Genomic DNA, 26508 nt, shown 5'->3' on the forward strand with positions numbered 1-26508 from the left:
TCAAACACATTTATTTAATAATAAAAAAGTGTCTATATAAAATTTAATGCTCTTTTTCAAAATCTGCAACCGCTCCACGCAAATTTGCTTCATTTTTTAACGTACAAATATCCAAAATTGGTTTAATTGTCGTAACTTCGATCTTATTTCTTAATTTAGCAATCTCATCATCAAGTAGTGGAACTAATTCCGGATTTTGTGAAATTCCACCACCAATAATAATTTTTTCAGGATCAAAACTGTGTTGAATATTAAAAATTGCAACAGCAAGAGCATGAAGTAGCTTTCCACGTTCTTCTTGAGCAATTGGATCATCAGTGTCAGCAAGTTCAAAAACGGTCTTACCATCAAAATCTTTTCCAGTTTTTTTATTGTAGCGCTTAGCCATGGTAACAGGTGAAGCTAGATCGCTTAGCTGCTCACCATCAATAATCATAAAACCAAATTCACCACCGTAGAGATGAGCGCCATGCCAAATTTGATTGTTAATAATAATACTTCCGCCAACACCAGTGCCAATAACTAAAAATGCCATACTCTTGCATCCTTTAGCTGCTCCGTCCGCGATTTCGGCAAGAGCTGCACAATTTGCATCATTTTCGATACTTACTGGCAGACCAAATCTCTTTTCTAATTCAGGCACGATCTTAAAGTTATGAATATAAGGTAGAGCACTTGCCCCTTCAATCACTCCAGTAGCTTTATTAACAGCACCGGGGGAAGAGATAGCTACACCCTCAATTTTATGATTAGCTTTTATTTCATTAACTGCATCACTTAATTCCTCATAAAAAGTATCTAAATTATCTGGTGTATCAATCGTAAATATCAGTTTTAATTTTTGATTTATCCAAGTAGCGATTTTAATAGTTGTGCCGCCAATATCAATTGCAATTAAGTTCATTAGTATTACCTCTCTTTTTATCTTTCATGTTAATCATCAAAGTAAGCGCTGTCAATAAGTATATATTTTTTATGAAGTGTAACTAATATTAAATGCTTTGCTATAATTGAAAGTAATTGATATAAAGGGGAAAAGACATGAATACACCATCGTCCAGACAAGGAAATTTAACTAGATATATTGTTTATTTGGTCTTGTATCTAATTGTAATTGGAGTTAAAAAATTAGCTCTGTTAAATGATCATGTAAATAAAATTGGGTACTTTTTTTTCTTACTTTGTGCCTTGTTTACTTTATATTTTTATATTCGTCAATTTAATCGAGAACAACGATTTTTTGAAAAAAAGCCCACAATGCCTTTATTAGCAGATTATGGATTTATAGTTGGTGTATCTATTCTGGTGATTTTAGGACGCGTTTTTGTTTCCTATCTTCAAACCAAGGGGAGCATTCCTTTAATGTCTTTTCAAGTGATCTATCAAAAGGCTGAATGTAATCTTTTATTTTGGTTTCTCATATTTTCTACTGGTCTTTTGCTACCAGCGATGCAAGTATATTTAACAACAGGCTTTTTCTTTAATTATGGGTTTAGAGCCCAGAATATGGCTAGCGGAATAGCGGGAATTATTTGCTCAGGCTTTTTCTATGGAATACTTAATTTTCAAGCTTCATTTAGTTTGTTTATTCTCAATAGTCTTTACGGGATGCTTTTTGCTTGGTCTTACTTATATTCACAAAGAATTGTGATGCCAATTTATTTAGCAATCCTAAATGGAATTTTTATGGTGATTTTAGCCTAACAAAAAAACGAGGAACTTCGTAAAGTTCCTCGTTTTTAATATAAGCGGATAGCGTGAATCGAACCCGCATCTTCAGCTTGGGAAGCTGACATTTTACCATTAAACTATACCCGCATAAGCAAAATGATTATATCATTTTGCTAACGATGTGGCAACTGATGCCTGTCTAAATTATATTCTGAACGATCAAGTAGAGAAGTAAAGTTTTGAAAGAGCCAACGACGTAATTCAGATGGCTTTAATACTAATGGCATTCTTTCATGGACTGGAAGAACAGTATCATTAGAAGCAGTAGTAACCATTGAAAAATCATCATCTTTATAAATGCCAGCAATTAGTGCCATCGGTTCATCTTTTGCAGTAAAAGATGAGTGCTCATGATAGGTTTTGTTATTTGAAGCAAGGTAAGTTTGCTTGCTGCTTTCCCAGAATTCATTAGCTAAAATAATACAACGCTGACGAGCAAATGAATCATCCCACATTGATGGCTTTTCTTCATAAAAACGCTCTACCCGAGCATTATAAATTACTCGATTCTTTTTAAATGGACTAGGATAGCCCCATTTCTTTTCGACTAACTTTAGTTCGTCATCGCTATATAGCATAACTAAAGATGGAGATTTAGGATAAATTTGAGTAACAGATTCAAATTTGTCTTCAATGTTTTTTGGTACAACTAGCGGTAATTTTAAATCAGTTTTTTAGATATGTCTTAATTTCTTTAAGCGACGGCATTTCATAATGACTACACATCCGTATTTATCCTTTCTTTATATAATTTTTCTCTCAATTTAATTTTAGCAAGTTTTAGGTAAGTTTAAACAAATAAGGTTTTTTGCTAGAATTGGAGGTAAAGCTAAAGATTACAGATATATTGGAGAAAAAATATGACAAAGGAAATTTTATTAACTGGAGACAGACCAACCGGAAAGCTTCATATTGGTCACTATATTGGCTCCTTAAAAAACCGTGTAAAATTACAAAATGAAGGTAAATATGAGCCTTATATTATGATTGCCGATACTCAAGCATTAACTGATAATGCTAGAGATCCTGAAAAAATTAAGAATAGCTTAATTCAAGTAGCTTTGGACTACTTAGCTGTTGGACTAGATCCTGAAAAGTCTACTATCTATGTGCAATCACAAATCCCTGCTCTTTTTGAATTAACTGCTTATTACATGGATTTGGTAACAGTTGCACGTCTAGAAAGAAATCCAACTGTTAAAACTGAAATTAAGCAAAAGAACTTTAAGGATTCAATTCCAGTTGGTTTTTTAAACTACCCAGTTTCTCAAGCAGCAGATATTACTGCTTTTAAAGCAACAGTAATCCCAGTTGGGGATGATCAAGAACCAATGCTTGAGCAAACTAGAGAAATTGTTCGTACTTTTAATAGAGTTTATAACACTGATATTTTAGTTGAACCAAAGGGTTACTTCCCACCCAAGGGACAAGGTAGACTTCCAGGTTTAGATGGAAATGCAAAAATGTCTAAATCACTTGGAAATGCAATTTACTTGTCTGATGATGCAAAGACTGTACAAAAGAAAGTTATGTCAATGTACACAGATCCAAACCATATTCATGTTGAAGATCCTGGTCAAGTAGAGGGTAATACTGTCTTTACTTATCTTGATGTTTTTGCACCAGATAAAGATAAGGTGGCTGAACTTAAGGAACAATATCAAAAAGGTGGCTTAGGGGACGTTAAAATTAAGCGCTATTTGAACAAGGTTCTTGAAGAAGAACTTGGGCCAATTAGAGAGCGTCGAGAGAAGTTTGCTCAAGATCCAGATGCTGTATACGAAATGTTACTAGAGGGATCAAAGAAGGCAAATGAAGTTGCTAACCAAACTTTACAAGAAGTTAGAGAAGCAATTGGTTTAAATTATTTTGATAGATTAAATAAATAATTTAAAGAGGGTAAGACTGATGACGAGAGACAGGATTCCGTGGAAGCAATATTTTATGATGCAGGCGTTAGTTATTGCACAGCGCTCAACTTGTGATCGTGCCCTAGTGGGAAGTGTGCTAGTTAAGGATGACCGGATGATTTCCACTGGCTATAATGGAAGTGTTTCTGGACAGCCTCATTGTGATGACGTTGGGCATTTAATGGTTGATGGACACTGTGTTAGAACTATTCACTCGGAAATGAATGCCTTAATTCAGTGTGCTAAAAACGGCATTTCAACTGAAGGTACTGAAATCTATGTGACTTATTTTCCTTGCTTTAATTGCAGCAAGTGCTTAGTTCAGGCCGGTATTAAGAAAATTAACTATTATTATGATTATCATGATAATCCGTTAGCACTCAAATTATTACGTGAAAAGGGTGTGGCGATTGAGCAAGTAACGCTAGATCATAAATATGTTCAAAGCTTAGCTGACAGGTTAGAGAAGGCGGATAATGAAAAATAAGTTTATCAGTTTTGGACTACTTCTAATTTCTTTTTTACTATTTACTGCTAGTACAGCTTTTTTTGTTAGTGATCCGCAAAATTTATTTAATAACCAAACTAAAGAGTTAGTAACTCAAAAAAATAAAGAGTATCAAAAAACAAAAAATAAACCTGAGATTCGGCTTTTAAGTCTAAAAAATAGTAATGATATAAATAAAATTAGGCCGATGAAAAATCAGGTAATTATTGTAGCTGCATTACAAAATAAAAGAAAAAATGTTCAAATTCTTGTTGGTAAAAATTACCAAGATGTTTTGACACAAAATAAGTGTAGCAACATTATTCGATATGCAGGCGATAAATTAAGAAGTGAGAAAAAAGCAAGCTTCAACTCAGGAATTCGATTAGTTTTTAATGCCTGTGCAACTTTAATTGCCCAAAAAGATAAGTTATCTTATGATAAAAATTCTTTGACGCAAGAAGAGTTACAAAAAATTGATCATCCACAAAGTGTAAGTTTAGTTTGGGGATTAGTGATTGCAGCTTTAATTAGTTTTGGATTAGTTTTATTCAAAAGCACGCGAAAGCCACATTAGGGCTTGACTAAAAGCTAGTTAGCCGTTAAAGTATCAATAGAAATTAAATATTAGAGCAAATAAACTGTTAGGTGAGACTCCTACGTGAACACATGCTGTCGCCCAGCAACATCCAGAGATGCCAACGGGTCAAACAGGGATCGTCGATATAAGGCCCTCCCCAGCCAGCTAGTTATATTTTTATAACCTTACGTCACGTAGTGTTAAAACTGAACGACGAGTATAAAAATCGCTTGGATTTAAGCCGATGCAGTTTTTGCATCGGCTTTTTGTTTGTTTGCTAGGTTCTTAAGAAAGGATGTTGAAGATGTTAAAAATCAACACTTCCGGCAAAAGACATACTACAGACACCAAGCTGGTGCGCCGGATTGCATGCGAAGATAAATTTGCAACACTGCAACGATTAAAAACCTCAATTAGTGGCCTTCAAACTAAAGATGCGAGGCAACGCTTAGCAAAAAATGGTCCTAACGAAATTGTAAATAAACCTAAAAATACTAGACTTCAATTTTTATGTGAAGCATTCATGACGCCTTTTACAAGTATTCTTTTGGGCTTAGCAATTGTATCTATTATGCTTAACTATAAATTAAAGGTTCATAATTTAGATACACCTGTTTTAATTATTTTAGTTTTAGCTATTTCTGGAATGTTAAGTTTCATTCAAAATATCAAAATTAGAGCGGCTATTCAAAATTTACTACATAAAATATCACCCACTACTAAAGTTATGCGCGACTGCATGCCACAAGAGTTGGCAACTAAAGAGTTAGTTGCTGGGGATATTATCTTGTTACAAGCTGGAGAAGTGGTTCCGGCAGATGTAAGAATTTTAAAGAATAATAATATAATTTGTTCAGCCGATTTCTTTATGGATGAAGATAATCCAGTATATAAGAGTGAAATTACTTCTTTAGGTCAGAGAAACAATCATGGTTATGTAGACTATTCCAATATTTTATACGCAGGTACCAGAATTATCTCTGGTTCTGGAGTTGGAGTAGTATTTGCGACTGGAAAAGAGACTATTTTTGGAAAATTAGTTCAAAATATTTCCAAGATGGAATTAAAGAAGCACGTGTTTAATTTAGATACCAGAAATTTAACAAGAGTATTTTTAATTCTAGCTGCAGTTATTGTTCCTTTGTTTTTAGTAATTAGTAGTATGATGCATGGCAACTGGGAAAATACTTTAGTATTTGCTCTTGCAGTAGTTGTCGGATTAACCTCTGATGCAGTTCCTATTTCTATCACTAGCCAATTACTAAAAAATTCAATTCACCATCCGAGTAATAGCATGGTAATGAAAAAACAAAATCAATCTAACTAGGAATTTCTAAAAAAGAAATTCCTTTTTTGGTACACAAATTTATATAGGCATGCTATGTTATACTAGCAGTTAAAAGACTTATGAGAGGAAGAATAAAGATGGCTGAAAAGAAAACTTTCTATATTACTACACCTATTTACTATCCATCTGGAAAATTAACTATCGGTAATGCATACACTACTATTGCTGCTGATACCATGACTCGTTATAAAAAATCTTGCGGTTTTGATACATTCTTCTTAACTGGAACTGATGAACATGGACTTAAGATTGAGCAAAAAGCTGAAGCACAAGGAATTAAACCACAAGAATTTGTAGATAAAATGGCTGATTCCTATAAGGACCTATGGAAAATGTTAGACGTTTCCTATGATCGCTTCATTAGAACAACTGATGAAGATCACGTTAAAGCTGTACAAAAGATTTTTGAAAGATTATTAAAACAAGGAGATATTTACTTAGGCGAGTACACTGGTTGGTATTCTGTAGAAGATGAAGAATACTTCACCGAATCACAACTTGCTGAAGTATATAAAGATGATGATGGCAATGTGATTGGCGGAAAGGCTCCATCAGGACATGAAGTACGTTTAGTTAAGGAACCATCATACTTCTTCAGAATGAGTAAATATGCTGATCGCTTACTTCAATACTACAAGGATCACCCAGACTTTATTTTGCCTCACTCTCGTGAGAAAGAAATGGTAAATAACTTTATTAAGCCAGGCTTAGAAGACTTATCTGTCACTCGTACAACTGTTGATTGGGGAATTCCTGTGCCTAGTGATCCTAAGCATGTTGTTTATGTTTGGATTGATGCTCTTTCTAACTATATTACTGCTCTTGGATATGGTTCAGATAACGATGCATTATTTAAGAAATATTGGCCAGCTGACGTACATTTAGTTGGTAAGGAAATTGTTCGCTTCCACACTATTTATTGGCCAATTATGTTAATGGCACTTGATCTTCCTCTTCCAAAGCAAATCTTTGGGCATGGCTGGGTATTGATGAGAGACGGTAAAATGTCTAAATCAAAGGGTAATGCCGTTTACCCAGAAATGATTGTTAAACGTTATGGCTTAGATGCTCTTCGTTATTACTTGATGCGTGCAATTCCATTCGGTTCAGATGGTATTTTTACTCCGGAAGATTTTGTTGAAAGAGTTAACTTTGATTTGGCTAATGATTTAGGTAACTTGTTAAATAGAACTGTTTCAATGATTAATCAATATCAAGATGGCCAAGTTGCTCCAGTTGCTTCAGAACAAGATGAATTTGCAAGAGATTTAATTAAAACAGCTAATGAAACAATCGCTGAATATCAAAAACAAATGGATGCACTCCACTTCTCTCAAGCCTTAGACAGCGTTTGGAAGCTTATTTCCCGTGCAAATAAATATATTGATGAAACCACACCTTGGACTTTAAACAAAGAGGGTAAGAGTGAAGAATTAGCTAAAGTGATGACTAACTTGGCTGAAAGTTTACGTTTAATTGCCATTTTAATTGCACCAGTTATGACGCAGAGTCCAGTTAAGATGTTTGAACAACTCGGACTTGACTGGAATAATGATGACCAAAAGAAACTTGATTTTGGCGGTTTTGACTGGAACATTAAGGTAACGGAAAAGCCAACTCCAATCTTCCCACGACTTAAAAATGATGTTGAAGTTAAGTACATTAAGGAAGAAATGAAGAAGGCTAAGCCAAAGAAGAAGACCAGAAGTCAACAGAAAGAAGAAAAACACATTACAATTGATGATTTTGACAAAGTCAAAATTCAAGTAGGTCAAATTTTATCCGTTGAGCCAGTAAAGGGATCAAGTAAATTATTAATGTTTAAACTTGATTTTGGTGATGGAAACGAACGTCAAATTTTAAGTGGTATTCGTAAATTTTATCCAGATGCAAGTGAACTTTTAGATAAAAAGGTCCTTGCAGTTACTAACTTAAAGCCACGTAAGATGCTAGGACATGAAAGTCAAGGCATGCTTTTATCTAGTGAAAAGGATGGCAAGGTTAAGTTAGCTATTGTTGGCGATGAACATGAGGTTGGAGCTGAATTAGGCTAATGGAGATTTTTGATTCGCATACACACTTAAATGGTGCACCTTTTCGCGGAAAAGAAGACATTTATCTTGAACGAGCTAAAGAATTAGGTGTTGTGAAAAGTGCGGTTGCTGGACAAGATCCTGAATTTAACGAACGTGCGATTGACTTGAGTCAAAGATTCGATAACTTATATGCTATTGTTGGCTATTGTCCGGATGTTGCTAAAGACTATGATCAAAAAGCTGAGAATAAGCTAGTCGAGCAACTAAAAGAACCTAAAACTGTCGCTTTAGGAGAAATTGGACTAGATTATTATTGGGATGAATCCCCTAGAGATGTACAACGTAAAGTTTTTGCGAGACAATTAGATTTGGCTCATAGTTTGAAAATGCCTGTTAATATTCATACTCGAGATGCTTTTGAAGATACTTATCAAGTTTTGAAAGATAGCCATGTCGGTGAATATGGTGGAATAATTCATAATTTTAACGGTGATCCGGAATGGCTCAAGAAGTTTCTTGACTTAGGGATGATGGTTTCATTTTCTGGTGTGGTTTCTTTTACTAAAGCGGTGGATGTTCATGCGTCAGCAAAGGTTGTGCCATGGGACAAGTTTTTAATTGAAACTGATGCTCCATATTTAACGCCAAAGCCATATCGTGGAAAACAGAATGAAACAGGATATGTACGCTATGTAGCTGAAGCAATTGCCGATTTGCGTGGAAGCTCTGTTGAAGAAGTAGCTAAGCATACATTTGAGAATACGATGAGGGTATATGGAATCAGAAAATAAGAAACAATTTAATGCTGTAATAATTGTTGAAGGTCGAGATGATACCAAGCGACTAAAACAATTTTTTCCTGGAATTGAAACTATTGAAACCAATGGCTCAGATGTATCTGAACAAACTTTAGCTGAAATAAAGAAACTTTCGCAAACTAGAGAAATAATTATTTTTACTGACCCAGATTATAATGGCGAAAGGATTCGGCGCTTAGTTACCCAAGCGGCTCCTCAGGCTAAGCAAGCTTTTATTACACGCAAAGAAGGAGAACCAACTAAGCGTGGAAATAGTTTAGGAGTTGAACACGCTTCAAAAGAGGCCTTGGTTCGTGCTTTAAGTGATTTGCATGAAATCAAACCAATCGAAAGTGATATCACTAAGGAAAAGTACGATGAGTTAGGCTTGGGAATGAGTTCAGGTGCTCGTCTTTTACGTGAAAAGGTTGGGATTAAGCTAGGAATTGGATATGGAAATAGTAAACAATTTTATAAACGCTTAAAGATGTTTGGAATTACTTATGATGAATTAAAGAGGGCAGTTGAAGATGTCAAATAGTATGCCGATTGCAAGTCCAGTTAGAACTCAAGCAATTGTTAATCGCTATTTTATGCATGCGAAAAAGAATTTAGGTCAAAACTTTTTAGTGGATTTAGCAGCAATTAAAGGAATTGTTGAAGCAGCAGATATTCAACCAGGAGACCAGGTTATTGAAATTGGACCTGGAATTGGCTCATTAACTGAACAACTTCTTTTAGCTGGGGCTAAAGTTTTAGCTTATGAGGTTGATCAAGATTTACCAGAAATCTTAAACAATGAATTGCCACAAAAAATTGATGGTGAAGAATTGAAAGATCGCTTTAAGTTGGTAATGAAAGATGTATTGAAAGCCAACTTTGTAGAGGATAATGATGGCTTTCTTGATTTAAGTAAATCAGTTAAGATTGTTGCTAATTTACCTTACTACATTACAACTCCAATTATTTTTAATCTGATTAAGAGTGATTTAGATTTTTCAAGTTTAACCTTAATGATGCAAAAAGAAGTTGCTGAACGGTTAGTTGCTAAGCCTAAGACAAAGGAATACGGTCCTTTATCTATTGCAGTGCAAAGTCGGATGAATGTTCGCTTAGCCGAAGAAGTAAAGAGCACATCTTTCATGCCAAGACCTAAAGTTGATTCTGCTGTTGTTGTTTTAACGCCACTTCTTGAAAAGCCTGACATTAATGATTATGCATTCTTCGATCATGTAGTAAAAATGTGCTTTGCTCAACGTCGTAAAACTTTAGCTAATAATTTGAAGACTTTAATCAAAGATAAAGATGAACGCGAGAAATTAATTAATGATCTAGGGCTAGATGTTAGAATTCGTCCGGAAGAAGTAACCCTAAATCAATTTGTTCAGTTGGCACATCTTTTAAACGATCGGCAGGCATAAAACGGTTACAAATTACAGACTTGAAAAAATATTAATTTTTTGATAAAATGAGTCCAAGCAAAGGAGTGACGTCCAGTGCCAACAACACTAATGGCAATTAAACAAAGTTTGGATTCTCATTTGGGTGAAAACTTAGTAGTAGTAGCTCAAGCAGGAAGAAAAAAAGTAACCCGTCGTAAAGGTAGATTAACTAAGACTTATCGGGCAGTATTTGTTGTAGATCTTGACCAAGATCAAAACAATTTTGAACGAGTATCTTATAGTTATACCGATTTATTAACCAAGAACATTGAACTTGAGTTTGATGAAATGTAGTCGACAATAGAATATTACGAACAATCACTAGTATTTCACTTAAAATGCTAGTGATTTTTCTTTATATAGAGTATATTTAAACGTAGAAATCTATTTAATGTTTAGGAAGGTAAAAGCATGAAACGTTCAGAAAGATTAGTTGATATGGTTAAGTATCTTTTGGCTCGCCCTCATACTTTGATTGCATTACCATTTTTTGCAGATCGCTATGGTGCAGCAAAATCTTCAATTTCAGAAGATTTGGCAATTTTACGTCAAACTTTAGCCAACGATCAAAATGGAATTTTAGAAACTGTAGCAGGAGCAGCAGGTGGAGTAAGATACATTCCTTTTGTAGGAAAAAAAGAAGCTACAGACTATCTTTATGATTTAGCTGACCGTATTGAAGATCCTGATCGTATTTTACCCGGTAATTTTGTTTACTTATCCGATATTTTAGGTTCGCCGCAAGATTTACGTCAAATTGGACAACTGATTGCTACCAAATATGCTTACAGTAATGTTGACTATGTAATGACGATTGAGACTAAAGGAATTGCTCTTGCACAAGCAGTAAGTCGTTTCTTAAATGTGCCATTTGTAATGGTTAGAAGACGTCCTAAAATTACTGAGGGATCAACAATTTCAGTTAATTATGTTGCTTCTTCAAGTGAACGAGTTGAAAAAATGGAGTTGGCCAAAAGACTCCTCCCAGAAGGAAGTAATGTACTAATTGTCGATGACTTCATGAAAGGTGGAGGCACTTTAACTGGGATGGAAGAACTAGTTAAAGAATTTAAAGGTACTGTTGCCGGTATGTGTGTACTTTGCGAAACAAAGTATGCCTCTCAAAAAGTAGTTGATGACTACCAATCTTTAATTAAAATCACTGAAGTTGACAGGGATAAGAAACTAATCAAAGTACGACCAGGTAATTTCTTAGAGCAGACAGACTTCAATCGTTTCCCAAAATGATATACTGATAGATAGCTTAAATACAATATTGAGGGGATATTAAATTCATGAATAAATATGTTGTTATCTTAGCTGCTGGAAAAGGTACCCGTATGAAGTCAAAACTTTACAAGGTATTACATAAGGTTTGCGGAAAAGCGATGGTAGAACATGTCGTTGAGGCAGCAAAGGGAACTAATCCAGATAAGATTATCACTGTTGTTGGTAATGGCGCAGAGAGTGTTAAAGATGTATTAGCAGGTCAGTCAGAATTTGCTTTTCAAGAAAAGCAATTAGGAACTGGAGATGCAGTTTTAGCAGCAAATGATCTATTAGAGAATTTAGAGGGATCAACTTTAGTTGCTACTGGGGATACTCCATTATTTACAGCCGAAACCTTTAATAACTTATTTAAAAAACACGAAGAGAGCGGAAATAGTGCAACTGTTTTGACCGCAAAAGCTCCAAATCCATTTGGCTATGGACGTATCATTCGTGACGAAGATGGAAATGTTCTGAGAATTGTTGAACAAAAAGATGGTACTCCAGAAGAGTTAGCTGTTGATGAAATTAATACTGGTGTTTTTTGTTTTGACAATAAAGAATTATTTAAAGCTCTAAAACAAGTAGGTAACGATAACGCGCAAGGTGAATACTATCTAACTGATGTTTTAGAAATTATGCGCAAGGCTGGTTACAAGGTTGGTGCATATGAAATGCCAGACTTTAGTGAAAGTCTAGGGGTTAACGACCGAATAGCTCTTGCTCAAGCAACTAAAATTATGCAAAAAAGAATCAATGAGGAACACATGAGAAATGGTGTATCATTTATTGATCCTGATACTGCATATATTGATAGCGATGTTAAAATTGGCAACGATACTGTTATCGAAGGTAATGTTGTTATTAAGGGTAAGACTGAAATCGGTAGTAACTGTTATATTACTACGAGTTCAAGAATCATTGACTCTAAGATCGGTAATAATGTAACCATTACTTCTTCAACTCTTCAAGAAGCTCAAATGGATGATAATACTGACATTGGCCCTAACTCTCACCTTCGTCCAAAGGCCGTAATTCGCAAGGGTGCACACATTGGTAACTTTGTCGAGATTAAGAAGGCTGAAATTGGTGAAAATACCAAGGTTGGACACTTAACTTATGTTGGGGATGCAACTTTAGGCAAAGACATTAATATTGGCTGCGGAACTATTTTCTCTAACTACGATGGTGTTAAGAAGTTCCACACTAATGTGGGTGATCATTCATTTATTGGTGCAGGTGCTACAATTATTGCTCCAGTTAATATTGCCGATCATGCATTTGTTGCAGCTGATTCAACAATTACTAAAGATGTTGAGAAGTATGACATGGCAATTGCCAGAGGTAGACAGACTAACAAACCAGATTATTGGCACAAATTACCTTTAGCAAAAGATAAAGAATGGGAATAAATTTAAAAGAAGTTGTTAAATACAACTTCTTTTTTTTGCTATTTACAAGCGTAACAAGCATTTTTCTGCTATTATTAAATGTGGAATTGTAATTTTTCGGTGGAGGAAATTATGTCTCAATTAGACAAAGAAATCAAAATTTTTGCGCTCAACTCTAATAAACCTTTAGCAGAAAAAATTGCTAAAAAGGTAGGAGTTGAGCTTGGTAAGTCTGATGTTAAACGTTTCAGTGATGGTGAAATTCAAATTAACATCGATGAATCGGTTCGTGGTAAAGATGTTTATTTAGTACAATCAACTTCAGCTCCAGTAAATGATAATTTAATGGAATTATTGATCATGATTGATGCTGTTAAGCGTGCTTCAGCTAGAAGTGTTAACTTAGTGATGCCTTACTACGGATATGCACGTCAAGATAGAAAGACTCGTGCACGTGAACCAATTACAGCTAAGTTAGTAGCTGATATGTTACAAAAAGCTGGTGCTGATCGAGTACTTTCACTTGATTTACATGCTCCACAAATTCAAGGATTTTTTGATATCCCTGTTGATAATTTGATGGGTGCACCTCTTCTTGCGGACTACTTCTTAAGCCATGATTTAGAAAAAGATGCTGTTGTAGTTTCACCTGATCATGGTGGTGTAACTAGAGCAAGAAAGCTAGCAGAATTTCTTAAGACTCCAATTGCAATTGTGGATAAGCGTCGTCCAAAGGCAAATGTTGCTGAAGTTATGAACATTATTGGTGATGTAAAAGGCAAGCGTGCCATTATTATTGATGATATGATCGATACTGCTGGTACTATTACTTTAGCATCTCAAGCTTTAATGGATGCTGGTGCAACTGAAGTTTATGCTTCCGCTACTCATGCTGTTTTATCAGGTCCTGCAATTGAACGCTTGAATAATTCACCAATTAAGAAATTGATCTTAACTGATTCAATTAACCAACCTGAAGAAAAAGATTTATCTAAGGCTGAAATTGTTTCTGTTGGACCATTAATGGGTGAAGCAATTAAATTGATCCAAGAACATAAACCGGTTAGTCCACTATTTAATACTCGTTTCCAATCCCATAATTAAGTAATAAAAACCAATATCTATGTACTTAGGTATTGTTTTTTAAAAATAAAAGCTATACTTTTATTTTTAAAAATGAAAAAAGCGTTTACATATTTCCGATAATTAAGGTAGTATATAAACTATACAGTTTTAAAGAGGGAACTATGGGAATATGACTACTTTATCTGATGTAGCAAAAAAAGCTAGTGTATCTAAGATGACAGTATCACGGGTTATTAATCATCCGCAACAGGTGACGCCCGAATTAAGAAAAATTGTGGAAAAAGCAATGGAGCAATTGAATTATCATCCCAATTCAATTGCGAGTGCTTTAGCTCATAATCGGACGAATGTGGTTAAATTGGTAATTTTAGAAGATATTGATACAACCGAGCCGTACTATATGAATCTACTTTTTGGAATTGCTAAGGGACTAAGCAAAAAACACTACGCGATTCAATTAGCCACAGATAGGGATGTTGGCGGAGGAGACGGCTACATTATAACTGGTGGGCGAGCAACGGATGCAGAATGGTTAGATCAATTAGATAAACCTTTTGTTTTATTTGGAGAAAATCGCTACGGTTATGATTTTATTGATACAGATAACAAGTTAGGTGAACAGCTGGCTACACAGTATGCACTTAATAAAAATTATCAATCAATTGTTTTCATTGGAATTGATGAAAAAGAGCCGTTTGAATACTCAAGAGAAGCTGGCTATATCAACACACTTCAGAAACATAATATGATTCCAAAAATTTTTCGAATCCAAAACCATAGTAGTCTGGCTGAAAAGTTAATTATTAGCAATTGGAGAAAGTTTGCGCCAAATACATGCTTTATTTGTGCTAGTGATCGAATCGCAGTGGGCGTAGTACGAGCTATACAAAGAAAGAATGGAAATATTCCTCGGGATTTTGGTGTGATTGGTTTTGACGGGGTCTTGTTAGATCAAGTTTCTAATCCTAAATTGACTACAGTTAAGCAAAATCTATTTAAGCTTGGTGAACTATTAGCTGGGATGATTCTACAAAAAATAAAACAAGATGGAGCTCAACAAGGTGAGGTTTTGATTGAACCAGAATTAATACAAAGTGAATCTACAAGAAATTAGGAAGCTGTTTAGTCAGCTTCCTTTTTTTGATACCGGTAACATATAAAATATATTGTAAGCGCTTAAAATGATTGCTTAAAATAAAAGCTATGGAGGAAGTTTATTATGAGACATTGGTATGATCAAGCAATTATTTATCAAATTTATCCGAAGTCTTTCCAAGATTCTAATAGTGACGGTATTGGTGACTTAAATGGAATAAGAAAGAGAATACCGTATTTAAAGGAATTAGGAATCAATGCTGTTTGGCTAAATCCAATTTTTGTTTCTCCACAAGTGGATAATGGTTATGATGTATCAAATTATTTTGCTATTGATCCAAAGATGGGAACAATGGAGGATATGGATAACTTAATTAAAGAGATGCATGAGGCTGGTATTCATGTGATTATGGATTTTGTATTAAACCATACGTCTGACCAGCATCCCTGGTTTCAAGATGCTATAAAAAATCTAGAAAGTATCTATCGTGACTATTATATTTTTGCTGGAGAAAACAATCAGCGTCCAAATAATTGGGGAAGTTTTTTTGGTGGGAGTGTTTGGGAAAAGGATCCTGCAGGTACCGGACAATTTTATTTTCATCTTTTTGATAAAAGAATGCCTGATTTGAATTGGAATAATCCAGAAGTTAGACATGCAATGACTGAGATTGCAAAATATTGGCTAGAAAAGGGAATTGATGGATTAAGACTAGATGCATTTATTCATATTGCAAAAGCAGATTTAAGACAGAATTTTCCGGTTAATTGTAAAGATGAAGAGCCAGTGATTGCAGAACCATTTTTTGCTAATTTACCACAAGTTCAAAAATGGATGCGACCGTTTTGTGAGGAAATAAAGCAAGATTATCCTGATGCATTACTTTTAGGAGAAGCAGCAAGTGCAAATGTGAATTTAGCTGTGGATTATACAAATAAGGATAATCATTTAATGGATAGCGTAATTACTTTTAGATATTTTACTGAAGATCAGAGCAAAATTGATCCTAGTTTTTTGAGTAATTATCAACCTAAACCATTAGATTGGATTAAATTTAAACAAAATCAAACTATTTGGCAACAAACCTTAAGTGGAATTTCTAAGCCTACTCTTTATTGGAATAATCATGATATGGCAAGGCTTGCAACCAGGATTGCTAAAAATGATACTCAAGCAAGAAGTTTGGCTATGTTGATGTACTTACAATGCGGTATTCCAATCATTTATTATGGTGAAGAGTTAGGAATGAGAAATTTACAGTTTGAAAATGTCAATGATTTTCAAGATGATACTGTAAAAGAGTTTGTAAAGAGTGCAGAAAAAGCAGGCGTACCTTCAAAAGAAGCATTGTTAATGGTAAGTAAAATCCATAAACTTCCTGCTCGAGGTCCAATGCCATGGGATAACGAAAGAAATAATGGCTTTACAGATAAAGAACCTTGGCTTAAAGGTAAAAAGCTTGATGAGACAAATGCAGCTGATGAAATAGCAGATGATAGTAGTATGTTTAACTTTTACAAAAAGCTTATTAGCTTGAAAAAAGAACAACTATTTCAAGATGGCAATTATTATTTATGGTCAACGTCAGATGGAAGCTACGTCTATGAGCGTAATTTAAAAGACAAAAAAGCTCTTGTTGCTGTTTCTTTGAGTCAAGAACCGATTGAAATTGAAGTAGGAAAAGAATTTAGTAGTGAAAGATTATCAGCTGGTCAATATGATTTAACGGCAGGAAAATTACACCTAGAGCCATATGCCGGAGTAGTATTAGAAAATTAAAAAGATTGAGGAATAAAATATGCAACTTGCAGCTTTAAAACACAGAACTGAAAGTGAAGATTGTTTTGTTATTGATCATTCACACGTAAAAATTAGACTTCATACAGCAAAAGATGATGTAGAAAAAGTAATTGTTCATTACACGGATAACTATCTCCCACCAAAACAAGCTAAGGAACTTGAAATGGAAAAAATAGGTAGTGGTCAAGTTAATGATTACTGGGGAGCAACTTTAACTGCGCCTTATCATCGGATTAAATATACTTTTGAAATAATTGGAAAAGATGGAAATCATTATATCTTTGGTGACCGTAGTATTGAAAACTTTAGCGATGAAAAATTAAGAGAAGATGGAATGTATTTTAAAGTTCCATACTTTCATGATATTGATCGAATCAAAACACCAAAATGGCTTAAAGATGTTGTTTGGTATCAAATTTTTCCAGAGCGTTTTGCTAATGGAGATAAAAGTAATGACCCAGCAAATGTTAAGGAGTGGAATCCGGAAGATCATCCAGGCAGAGAAGATTTTTATGGAGGAGACTTACAGGGAGTTTTAGATCATCTAGATGATCTACAGAAGTTAGGAGTTACAGGACTATATTTCTGCCCAATTTTTAAAGCGAGTTCTAATCATAAATATGACACAATAGACTATTTACAAGTAGATCCAGCTTTCGGAGACAAGGATTTATTTGCAAAAGTAGTTAATGAAGCACATAAGCGTGGCATGAAAGTAATGCTTGATGCTGTATTTAATCACTTAGGTGACCAATCAATGCAGTGGCAAGATGTGGTTAAAAATGGCGAAAAATCACGTTTTAAAGATTGGTTCCACATTAATTCATATCCTGTTGAACCATATCGTGACCCAAGTAAAGGTGAGAAAAATCCACCGTATGAAACTTTTGCCTTTGAAAAGCATATGCCTAAGTTAAATACGGCTAATCCAGAAGTACAGGACTTCTTATTAGAAATTGCGACCTACTGGGTAAAATATTTTGATATTGATGCATGGCGTCTAGATGTTGCAAATGAAGTTGACCATCATTTCTGGAAGAGATTCCATGATGAATTAATTAAAATAAAGCCTGATTTCTATATTGTTGGTGAAATATGGCATTCAGCTCGTCCATGGCTTCAGGGAGATCAATTTACAGGTGTCATGAATTATCCATATACTTTACAAATTGAAGATCATTTCTTCAAGCATAAAATGGATGCTAAAGACCTAAGTGAACACTTAACTGATCAGCTAATGATGTATCCTGATATGGTGGACCAGGCTATGATGAATATGCTTGATTCCCATGATACGGCTAGAATTTTAACTTTAGCAAAAGACAATCAAGATTTAGCTTTACAAGCAGTTGCGTATGAATTTGTTCAACCTGGAGTGCCATGTATTTACTATGGAACAGAGATGGGAATGAGAGGCGATAATGATCCGGATTGTCGCAAACCAATGGATTGGAGCAAGCTCGAAGGACCAGTATGGCAAAGAGTCCATGAATTAGTGAAATTCAGACTTGATCATAGCGATACTTTGAATAAAGGTACTGTTAAGTTAACGGTAACAGAAAAAGGTCTCTTAAAAGTTGAACGAACAGGCAAAGAAACAATAAAGGCCTACTATAACACAGGTAAAAAAGGTATTAAAATTGATAAAACAGCAGTACTTAGTCAGAACTATAAATCGGAAGTATTAGCACCAGATGGCTTTTTGATCGAGGTTGAAGCTTAATGTATGAACAAAAAAGCAGCAATAAGATGCTGCTTTTTTTCTTATAATTTTTTGATACCGGTAACATGAAAACAAATATTGTTAAGCGCTTTCAATAATTAGATAATAGATTTGTAAATAAAAAGACTTCACGAAAGTGATGGAGAATGATAATGAAGAGAATTTTTGAGGTTGATCCTTGGAAAGTAACAACACATGAATTTTCCAAGGAAGATAAAAGATTACAAGAAAGTATTACAGCAATTGGTAACGACTATATGGGAATGAGAGGAAACTTTGAGGAGGGTTACTCTGGTGACACGCTTCAAGGAACATACTTAGCAGGTGTGTGGTTCCCAGATAAGACAGTTGTTGGTTGGTGGAAGAATGGATACCCAAAGTACTTTGGTAAGACACCAAATGCTCCAAGTTTTATTGGAATCGGGATCACTGTCAACGGTGAAAAAATTGATTTAGCTAAAGTGAAATTTAGTGATTTTGAATTATCACTTGATATGCATCAAGGACTTCTTTCAAGAAGTTTTATCTATGAAGGTAAAGATGTCAAAGTTAAATTTGAATTTGAACGTTTTCTCCATATTGTACAAAAAGAAGCTGCTTTAATTAAGGTAAAAGCTACGGTACTTGAGGGAAAGGCTAAGATTGATTTTGATTCTACTTTAGATGGAACAGTTGTTAACGAAGATAGTAACTATGATGAATGCTTCTGGATTCCACTTGGTGAGAATAAGGATACAAAAACTATTCAGGTAAAAACTAAGCCTAATTCTTATGAAGTGCCTCAATTCACAGTTTTACTTCAAGAATCTTTACGCCACAATGGTGAGCTAATTCAAACTGAAGTTTCTACTAAAGAAGCCAAGTTAAGCGAAAAGTTTTCAGTCGAATTAAGTGAAGGACAAAGCTACGAATTTGAAAAAGACGTTATTGTTATAACAAGTAGAGATGTTGAAGAAAAAGATCAAGCAAGTGTTGCTGAAGATTTAATGAATAAGCTTCAATCAAAGAGCTTTGAAGAAAACTTAGCTGACCATACTGCTGAATGGCAAAAACGTTGGGATATGAGTGATGTTGAAATTTCTGGTGATGCAGCAGCACAACAGGGGATTAGATTTAATATTGCTCAATTGTTCATGACATACTACGGTGAAGATGAACGCTTGAACGTTGGTCCTAAAGGATTTACTGGTGAAAAATACGGTGGTGCTACTTATTGGGATACTGAGGCTTACATCGTTCCAATGTACTTAGGAATTACTAACCCAAGCGTTACTAAAGCTCTTCTTCAATATCGTCATAATCAATTACCAGGAGCATATCACAATGCTAAAGAACAAGGCCTTCCAGGTGCATTGTTCCCAATGGTAACTTTCAATGGTATTGAATGTCATAACGAATGGGAAATTACTTTTGAAGAAATTCACAGAAATGCTGATATTCCACATGCGATTGCTATGTATACCGAATATACGGGCGATGATAGCTATGTTAAGAATGAAGGTATGGATGTCTTAGTTGGAACTGCAAGATTCTGGGCAGCTCGAGTTCATTGGTCTAAGTGGCGTAACAAGTATGTAATGCATGGTGTTACCGGACCAAATGAATATGAAAATAATGTAAATAATAACTGGTTTACTAATACTATGGCAAGATGGCTTCTGAAATATACACTAGAGCGTTTGCCGCTTGCAACTAAGGAAGCACAAGAACGAGTTCATGTTACTGAAGAAGAAAAAGAAAAGTGGCAAGACATTGTTGATAAGATTTATCTACCGGAAGACAAGGAATTAGGTATTTTCTTACAACAAGATGATTTTCTTGATAAAGAGATTCGTCCCGTTAGTGAAATTGAAGATCAACGTCCTATTAACCAACATTGGTCTTGGGATAAGATCTTAAGATCACCATTTATTAAACAAGCTGATGTTTTGCAAGGTATCTATTTCTTCCCAGAAAACTATACTAAGGATCAAAAAGAAAAGAACTTTGATTTCTATGAACCTTTAACTGTTCATGAAAGTTCACTTTCACCTTCAATTCACTCAGTTTTAGCTGCTGAATTAGGAAAGAAAGATAAGGCAGTTGAACTGTATGAAAGAACTGCAAGACTTGATTTAGATAATTACAACAATGATACAGTTGATGGTTTGCATATTACTTCGATGAGTGGATCATGGTTAGCTATTGTTCAGGGATTTGCTGGAATGAGATACGATCATGACCAATTGAAATTTAAGCCATTTATTCCAGATAACTGGGATCACTATAGCTTTAAGATTAACTACCGTGGTCGTTTAATTAAAGTTTATGTTGATCATCAAGAAACCAAGATCTCTTTACTTGAAGGTAAAGATCTAGAAATTCTTGTTAATGATAAGAAGGTAATGCTTAAAGAAGGTGAAAGTGAATGCTTAAAGGACTAATTTTTGACTTAGATGGAGTTTTAACAAATTCAGCTGTCTACCATTTAACTGCTTGGAATAATTTAGCTAAGGAATTAGGGATTAACTTAACGGATGATCAACTTGATAGCTTAAGGGGTATTTCAAGAATGGATTCTTTAAATCTAATTTTGAAATATGGCGATCAGGAAGATAAATATTCTGAAGCAGAAAAAGAAAAGTTTGCAGCAGAAAAGAATACTAAATTTGTTGAACAAGTTGAAAAAATGACGCCAGCAGATATTTTGCCAGGTATTCCAGAACTACTTAGTGATGCAAAGAAGCAAAACTTAAAAATGGTTATTGCTTCTGCCTCAAAAAATGCACCTAAGATTTTAACAAAGTTAGGAATTATGGATGAATTTGATGGCATTGTTGATCCAGCAACACTTCATCGCGGAAAACCAGATCCAGAAATTTATGAAAAGGCACAGGAATTGGCTGGTTTGAATGCAGACGAAGTAATTAGTTTTGAAGATGCTCAAGCCGGTGTTCAATCAATTAAAAGTGCTGGTCAATTTGCAGTTGGAATTGGGAATAAAGAGGCCTTGAAAGAGGCTGATTATATTGTTCCAACTACTAAAGAATTGAAACTTTCAGAAATTGAATCAGTTTTTAATAAAAAATAAGAGGGAAGTAGGGAAAGAGAATGGTTGAAGTAGATTTAAACCATATCTATAAAAAGTACGAAGGAAATGATAAATATTCAGTTAATGACTTTGATTTACATATCAAAGATAAGGAATTTATCGTTTTTGTTGGACCATCTGGTTGTGGTAAATCAACTACTTTGAGAATGGTTGCCGGTCTAGAAGATATTTCTAAAGGTACTTTAGAGATTGACCATAAGGTAATGAATGATGTTGCACCAAAAGATAGAGACATTGCCATGGTTTTCCAAAACTATGCTTTGTACCCTCATATGTCCATTTACGACAACATGGCTTTTGGATTAAAGCTTCGTCACTATAAGAAAGATGAAATTGATAAGCGAGTTAAGCATGCAGCAGATATTTTAGGTTTATCAGAATATCTTGATAAAAAACCAGCTGAATTATCTGGTGGTCAAAGACAGCGTGTTGCCTTAGGACGGGCAATTGTCCGGGATGCTCCAATTTTCTTAATGGATGAACCTTTATCAAACTTGGATGCAAAATTACGTGTCACAATGCGTGCCGAAATTGCTAAGTTGCACCAAAATTTGGGAACTACTACGATTTACGTTACTCACGATCAAACTGAAGCCATGACTTTAGCAGATCGGGTAGTAGTTATGTCAGTGGGTAAAGTTCAACAAATTGGTACACCTCTAGAAGTTTACAATACACCAGTAAATATGTTTGTGGCTGGCTTTATTGGATCTCCTCAAATGAACTTCTTTAATGTTCACTTTAAAGAAAATCGAATTAGCGACGGAAAAGGTCTAGATATCGAAATCCCTGAAGGTAAAGCAAAGATGCTTAAGGAAAAGGGCTATGAAGATAAAGATTTAGTCTTTGGTATTCGTCCTGAAGATATTCATTCAGAGGAAGCTTTCCTTGAAACTTGGCCTAATTCAGTTGTTGAATCAACTGTTGTTGTTTCAGAGCTACTGGGCTCAACTATTCAGCTTTATCAAAAAGTTGATGGAACAGAATTTGTAGCCATTGTAAATGCCCGTGATTACCATACTCCAGGCGATAAAGTAAAAATGGGATTTGATGTTAATAAAGCCCACTTCTTTGATAAAGATACAACGAATGCCATTTGTTAACTTGCAGGAGAGGACGCTTCTGCAAAATATTAATTAGGTTTACAACGAGTGTGAAACTTGGTTCACGGTTGTAATAATGTATTTAGCCAGTCATGGCTAGGAGGAAAAATCATGAAGTTATGGAAAAAATTGGCTTTAGGTAGTGTTGTAGCAATATCTGCTATTTCATTAACTGCTTGTAGTAACAACTCTAATTCAAACGAATCAAAGAGCTCAAATAAGCAATTAACTCTTTGGGTAGATACTGCTCGTGTTAGTTGGTATAAGGGTGTAGTAAAAGACTTTGAAAAAGAACATCCTAATATTAAAGTTAAGGTTACTCAAAACCCTAATGGTTCAGCTAATGCAAAAACTGATGTTGCTAAAGACCCTTCAAAAGCCGCAGATGTATTTGGTGTTCCAAATGACCAATTAGGACAAATGGCAGATTCAGGTTACATTAACCCATTGTCACCATCTGATACTAAGGAAATCAAGAAGAATTCCGTTCCAGAAGCATACAAGGGTGTTGAATGGAAAGGTAAGCTTTACGCATATCCATACTCTGAACAAGCTCAAACTGTTTACTATGACAAGTCTAAGCTTTCACCAGAAGATGTTAAATCATGGAAGACAATGACTTCTAAAGGTGTAGTTGCAACTGACTTCACTAATGCTTACGTAATGTGGCCAGTAATGTTCTCAGCAGGTACAAAGTTATTTGGTAACAGCGGAGAAGATGTAAAAGGCTCCACTATGGATTCACAAAATGGTGTAAATGCAATGAAGTGGTACGCTGAACAAAAGAACAATAAAGGCGTTATGCAAACTTCAAACGCACTTAACCAATTAAAGAAGGGTAATGCCCAAGCTATCTTAGATGGTCCATGGAACGCAGCTAATATTAAGAAGATTTTAGGTAAGAACTTAGGAGTTGCTCCATATCCAACCATTGAAGTGGGCGGTAAGACTGCACAAATGGAAGCTTTCTTAGGTATTGAATGTTTCGCTGTTAACTCACATACTTCTAATGCTAAGAATGCAGCAATTTTGGCTAAATACTTATCTAACAAAGAAAATCAATTAATTGTTCACAAGAATGCTGGTGAAATTCCTGTAAACAAGGCAGCTCAAAATACTGCAGAGGTTAAGAACGACCCAGTTGCTAAGGCTGTAATTCAAATGGCTCAACCAGGCTACTCAGTTCTTCAACCTAAATTGCCACAAATGTCAATCTTCTGGAACGACTCAGCTCCATTAATTAGTGGTGCATACGACGGCAAGATTAAGCCATCTCAATACAAGAGTAAGCTTGCTAAATTACAAAAGAAGATTTCTAAGGAAGAATAATCTTGAAAAATCACATAAGCAAAGGTTTGATTAATTATGTTTAAGAAAAGACATGCTACGCCTGCAGTTACCTTAAAGGAAACATGGAAAGATGGAGATGCAGTAACAAAATTATCATTCTTCATCATGGGCTTAAATGCTATTAGACATCGGCAATGGGTAAAAGGATTTTCACTTTTATTTGCTGAAATTGTATTTTTAGTTTGGTTCTTTTTAAGTGGAATTCATTCAATTGCTGGTTTAAGTAACTTAGGTGCAATAAAGAGTAAACGCGTTGTATTTAATAAAGCTCAAGGAGTATATGTTACTCAGCAGCCAGATAATTCTGTTTTAATTCTATTATTTGGTATTTTAGCTTTATTCATTGTTGCTGGTTTTATATATCTATATATCATTAATTTGAAATCTAATAAGCATACTTTCTTATTAGAAAAAAGACATGAACATATTCCAACTAACCGTGAAGAAATTGCATCTTTGTTTGACCAAAGATTGCATGCAACTTTGATGACAATTCCAATTGTTTTAATCATTTTATTTACGGTTTTGCCAACAGTCTTCATGATTTCAATGGCATTTACTAACTATGATCGTCAACACTCAGTTGGATTTTCCTGGACTGGTTTTCAAGCATTTGGAAACGTGTTGAGTGGTGATTTAGCAGGTACTTTCTTCCCAGTTTTAGGTTGGACCTTAATTTGGGCAGTTGCTGCTACAGCTACTACTTTCTTCTTTGGTGTCTTATTAGCACTTTTGATTGAATCAAAGGGAATTAAGCATAAGAATCTATGGAGAACAATTTTCGTAATTGTTTATGCTGTACCACAATTTGTTTCTCTATTAATGATGGCACAATTCCTTGACTATCAAGGACCATTGAACACCTTACTTATGAATTGGGGATGGATTAGTCACCCAATTCACTTCATTGATAACCAGGCTAGTCCCCTTGTTGCTAGAATTACAGTTATTGTGGTTAACATGTGGATTGGTATCCCAGTTTCAATGTTAACTTCAACAGCTATTATTCAAAACTTACCGCAAGATCAAATTGAAGCTGCGCGTATTGACGGTGCAAGCCCAGTACAAATTTTTAACCACATTACATTCCCACAAATTTTATTCGTAATGTCTCCAGCTTTGATTCAACAATTTATTGGTAACATCAACAACTTCAATGTTATCTACTTGCTGACTGGTGGTGCACCAATGAACAATAACTACAATGGTGCTGGTTCAACAGACTTGCTTGTAACTTGGCTCTATAACTTAACATTTGGTCAAGAGCAACGCTACAATGCATCCGCTGTTTTGGGTATCTTGATCTTTATCATTAGTGCTACATTCTCACTAATTGCATATCGTCATACTAATGCGTACAAGGAGGGCTAAAAATGAAGTCTTATCATAATCAAAGAAGAATTGCTTTAATTTTTAGATATGTTCTATTAGCTATCCTAGCCGTATTATGGATTTTCCCAATTATTTGGATCATTTTAGCAAGTTTTTCATACAACAACACAGGATTTGTATCTACAATTTGGCCAGAAAAATTTACTTGGCAAAATTATGTTGGTATTCTTACTAGTTCACAATATCCATTTGTAAATTGGGTGTTAAATACACTATTTGTCGCTGTAGTTTCAGCAACATTATCAACGTTTGTAACTATCGGAGTTGCTTACGTATTATCAAGATTACGTTTCCGCTTCCGTAAGCCATTCTTACAAATTGCTTTGGTATTAGGAATGTTCCCAGGTTTCATGTCTATGATTGCCTTGTACTACATTCTAAAGGCTTTAAACATGCTAAATCTTGGTGGATTAATCTTAGTTTATGTTGGTGGTGCCGGCCTTGGTTTCTACATTGCTAAAGGGTTCTTTGACACCATGCCACGAGCAATTGATGAAGCTGCTGAAATTGATGGTGCGACTAAATGGCAAGTGTTCACTCACATTGGATTACCACTTTCAAAGCCAATGATTGTTTATACTGCACTTACTTCGTTCATGGCTCCATGGGTAGACTTTATTTTCTCAGGTATTATCCTCTCTACCTCAGGAAATCCAAAGACCTACACTGTTGCCTATGGACTATACAACATGGTTCACTCGGCAAAGGGTACGATGGCTCAATTCTTTACTCAGTTCATTGCCGGATGTGTAATCATTGCGATTCCAATTACAATTTTGTTCATTGTAATGCAAAAGTTCTATGTTAATGGAATCACAGCAGGTGCTGATAAAGGTTAATCAAATTAAAGTTTATGTGAAAAAAGTGTCCTGTCTT

General features: G+C 34.9%; 23 protein-coding genes, 1 tRNA gene, 1 pseudogene and 1 riboswitch. Of the genes and pseudogenes, 22 read left to right on the forward strand and 3 right to left on the reverse strand.

Annotated features, from left to right (window positions below; translation table 11 throughout):
- Positions 1-43 precede the first annotated feature (43 nt).
- Positions 44-904, reverse strand: coding sequence for an ROK family protein (locus GTO82_RS01110; protein WP_180873477.1), 861 nt, complete (start codon positions 902-904; stop codon positions 44-46).
- 137 nt (positions 905-1041) lie between these two features.
- Here GTO82_RS01110 and GTO82_RS01115 point away from each other — a divergent pair, with 137 nt between their 5' ends.
- Positions 1042-1704, forward strand: coding sequence for a CPBP family intramembrane metalloprotease (locus GTO82_RS01115; RefSeq protein ID WP_180873478.1), 663 nt, complete (start codon positions 1042-1044; stop codon positions 1702-1704).
- Positions 1705-1747: 43 nt separating this feature from the next.
- Here GTO82_RS01115 and GTO82_RS01120 read toward each other — a convergent pair.
- Positions 1748-1818 (reverse strand) — tRNA-Gly (locus GTO82_RS01120).
- Between the two features lie 26 nt (positions 1819-1844).
- Positions 1845-2457, reverse strand: a pseudogene (locus tag GTO82_RS01125) (SOS response-associated peptidase family protein).
- A gap of 134 nt (positions 2458-2591) precedes the next feature.
- On the opposite strand from GTO82_RS01125, the gene trpS reads away from it, so the two are divergent.
- From trpS to GTO82_RS01230, 21 genes are all read left to right on the forward strand, one after another.
- The gene (gene trpS / locus GTO82_RS01130) at positions 2592-3620 is read left to right on the forward strand and encodes a tryptophan--tRNA ligase (protein WP_180873479.1); all 1029 of its coding nucleotides are present in this window, start codon (positions 2592-2594) and stop codon (positions 3618-3620) included.
- 19 nt (positions 3621-3639) lie between these two features.
- A complete protein-coding gene (locus tag GTO82_RS01135) occupies positions 3640-4128 on the forward strand; it encodes a deoxycytidylate deaminase (protein ID WP_180873480.1) in 489 nt (162 codons plus the stop codon).
- Positions 4118-4705: a TPM domain-containing protein gene (locus GTO82_RS01140; RefSeq protein ID WP_180873481.1), complete on the forward strand. Its 588-nt coding sequence runs from the start codon at positions 4118-4120 to the stop codon at positions 4703-4705. Before GTO82_RS01135 ends, GTO82_RS01140 begins: the two co-directional genes overlap by 11 nt.
- A 56-nt stretch (positions 4706-4761) precedes the next feature.
- Positions 4762-4934: riboswitch (M-box (ykoK) riboswitch) on the forward strand.
- Positions 4935-5003: 69 nt separating this feature from the next.
- On the forward strand, positions 5004-6035 hold the full coding sequence (locus tag GTO82_RS01145; protein WP_180873482.1) for a cation-transporting P-type ATPase: 1032 nt from the start codon (positions 5004-5006) through the stop codon (positions 6033-6035).
- 98 nt (positions 6036-6133) lie between these two features.
- A complete protein-coding gene (metG, locus tag GTO82_RS01150) occupies positions 6134-8110 on the forward strand; it encodes a methionine--tRNA ligase (protein ID WP_180873483.1) in 1977 nt (658 codons plus the stop codon).
- Positions 8110-8883, forward strand: a complete 774-nt coding sequence (locus tag GTO82_RS01155; RefSeq protein ID WP_180873484.1) for a TatD family hydrolase — start codon at positions 8110-8112, stop codon at positions 8881-8883. The genes metG and GTO82_RS01155 overlap by 1 nt, the downstream gene beginning before the upstream one ends.
- Positions 8867-9430: a ribonuclease M5 gene (rnmV, locus tag GTO82_RS01160; RefSeq protein WP_180873485.1), complete on the forward strand. Its 564-nt coding sequence runs from the start codon at positions 8867-8869 to the stop codon at positions 9428-9430. The genes GTO82_RS01155 and rnmV overlap by 17 nt, the downstream gene beginning before the upstream one ends.
- Positions 9420-10310 carry a 16S rRNA (adenine(1518)-N(6)/adenine(1519)-N(6))-dimethyltransferase RsmA gene (gene rsmA / locus GTO82_RS01165; protein WP_180873486.1) on the forward strand — a complete coding sequence of 297 codons (891 nt, stop codon included), beginning with the start codon at positions 9420-9422 and terminating at the stop codon, positions 10308-10310. Before rnmV ends, rsmA begins: the two co-directional genes overlap by 11 nt.
- 75 nt (positions 10311-10385) lie before the next feature.
- Positions 10386-10625: a Veg family protein gene (locus GTO82_RS01170; RefSeq protein WP_004895990.1), complete on the forward strand. Its 240-nt coding sequence runs from the start codon at positions 10386-10388 to the stop codon at positions 10623-10625.
- 117 nt (positions 10626-10742) lie between these two features.
- The gene (gene purR, locus GTO82_RS01175; protein WP_014567021.1) at positions 10743-11579 is read left to right on the forward strand and encodes a pur operon repressor; all 837 of its coding nucleotides are present in this window, start codon (positions 10743-10745) and stop codon (positions 11577-11579) included.
- 47 nt (positions 11580-11626) lie between these two features.
- The gene (glmU, locus tag GTO82_RS01180) at positions 11627-13012 is read left to right on the forward strand and encodes a bifunctional UDP-N-acetylglucosamine diphosphorylase/glucosamine-1-phosphate N-acetyltransferase GlmU (RefSeq protein WP_180873487.1); all 1386 of its coding nucleotides are present in this window, start codon (positions 11627-11629) and stop codon (positions 13010-13012) included.
- A 111-nt stretch (positions 13013-13123) separates the two neighbouring features.
- The gene (locus tag GTO82_RS01185; protein WP_069168854.1) at positions 13124-14095 is read left to right on the forward strand and encodes a ribose-phosphate diphosphokinase; all 972 of its coding nucleotides are present in this window, start codon (positions 13124-13126) and stop codon (positions 14093-14095) included.
- A 151-nt stretch (positions 14096-14246) separates the two neighbouring features.
- Complete coding sequence (locus tag GTO82_RS01190; RefSeq protein ID WP_014567023.1) at positions 14247-15191, forward strand: LacI family DNA-binding transcriptional regulator; 945 nt, start codon at positions 14247-14249, stop codon at positions 15189-15191.
- Positions 15192-15296: 105 nt separating this feature from the next.
- Positions 15297-16952 (forward strand): alpha-glucosidase, encoded by a 1656-nt coding sequence (locus tag GTO82_RS01195; RefSeq protein WP_180873488.1) that lies wholly within the window; start codon positions 15297-15299, stop codon positions 16950-16952.
- 19 nt (positions 16953-16971) lie between these two features.
- Entirely contained in the window at positions 16972-18696 is a 1725-nt protein-coding gene (locus tag GTO82_RS01200; protein WP_180873489.1) for a glycoside hydrolase family 13 protein, read from the forward strand.
- Positions 18697-18848: 152 nt separating this feature from the next.
- Complete coding sequence (locus tag GTO82_RS01205) at positions 18849-21119, forward strand: glycoside hydrolase family 65 protein (protein ID WP_180873490.1); 2271 nt, start codon at positions 18849-18851, stop codon at positions 21117-21119.
- Positions 21104-21766, forward strand: coding sequence for a beta-phosphoglucomutase (gene pgmB, locus GTO82_RS01210; protein WP_004898728.1), 663 nt, complete (start codon positions 21104-21106; stop codon positions 21764-21766). Before GTO82_RS01205 ends, pgmB begins: the two co-directional genes overlap by 16 nt.
- 20 nt (positions 21767-21786) lie before the next feature.
- Positions 21787-22890, forward strand: a complete 1104-nt coding sequence (locus tag GTO82_RS01215) for an ABC transporter ATP-binding protein (RefSeq protein WP_180873491.1) — start codon at positions 21787-21789, stop codon at positions 22888-22890.
- A gap of 111 nt (positions 22891-23001) precedes the next feature.
- The gene (locus tag GTO82_RS01220) at positions 23002-24219 is read left to right on the forward strand and encodes an extracellular solute-binding protein (RefSeq protein WP_014567028.1); all 1218 of its coding nucleotides are present in this window, start codon (positions 23002-23004) and stop codon (positions 24217-24219) included.
- Between the two features lie 36 nt (positions 24220-24255).
- The gene (locus tag GTO82_RS01225) at positions 24256-25611 is read left to right on the forward strand and encodes a carbohydrate ABC transporter permease (RefSeq protein ID WP_004898738.1); all 1356 of its coding nucleotides are present in this window, start codon (positions 24256-24258) and stop codon (positions 25609-25611) included.
- Positions 25612-25613: 2 nt separating this feature from the next.
- A complete protein-coding gene (locus tag GTO82_RS01230; protein ID WP_012845590.1) occupies positions 25614-26471 on the forward strand; it encodes a sugar ABC transporter permease in 858 nt (285 codons plus the stop codon).
- The last annotated feature ends 37 nt before the right edge of the window (positions 26472-26508 follow it).

Source organism: Lactobacillus johnsonii (genome assembly GCF_013487865.1).
Lineage (GTDB): Bacteria > Bacillota > Bacilli > Lactobacillales > Lactobacillaceae > Lactobacillus > Lactobacillus johnsonii_A.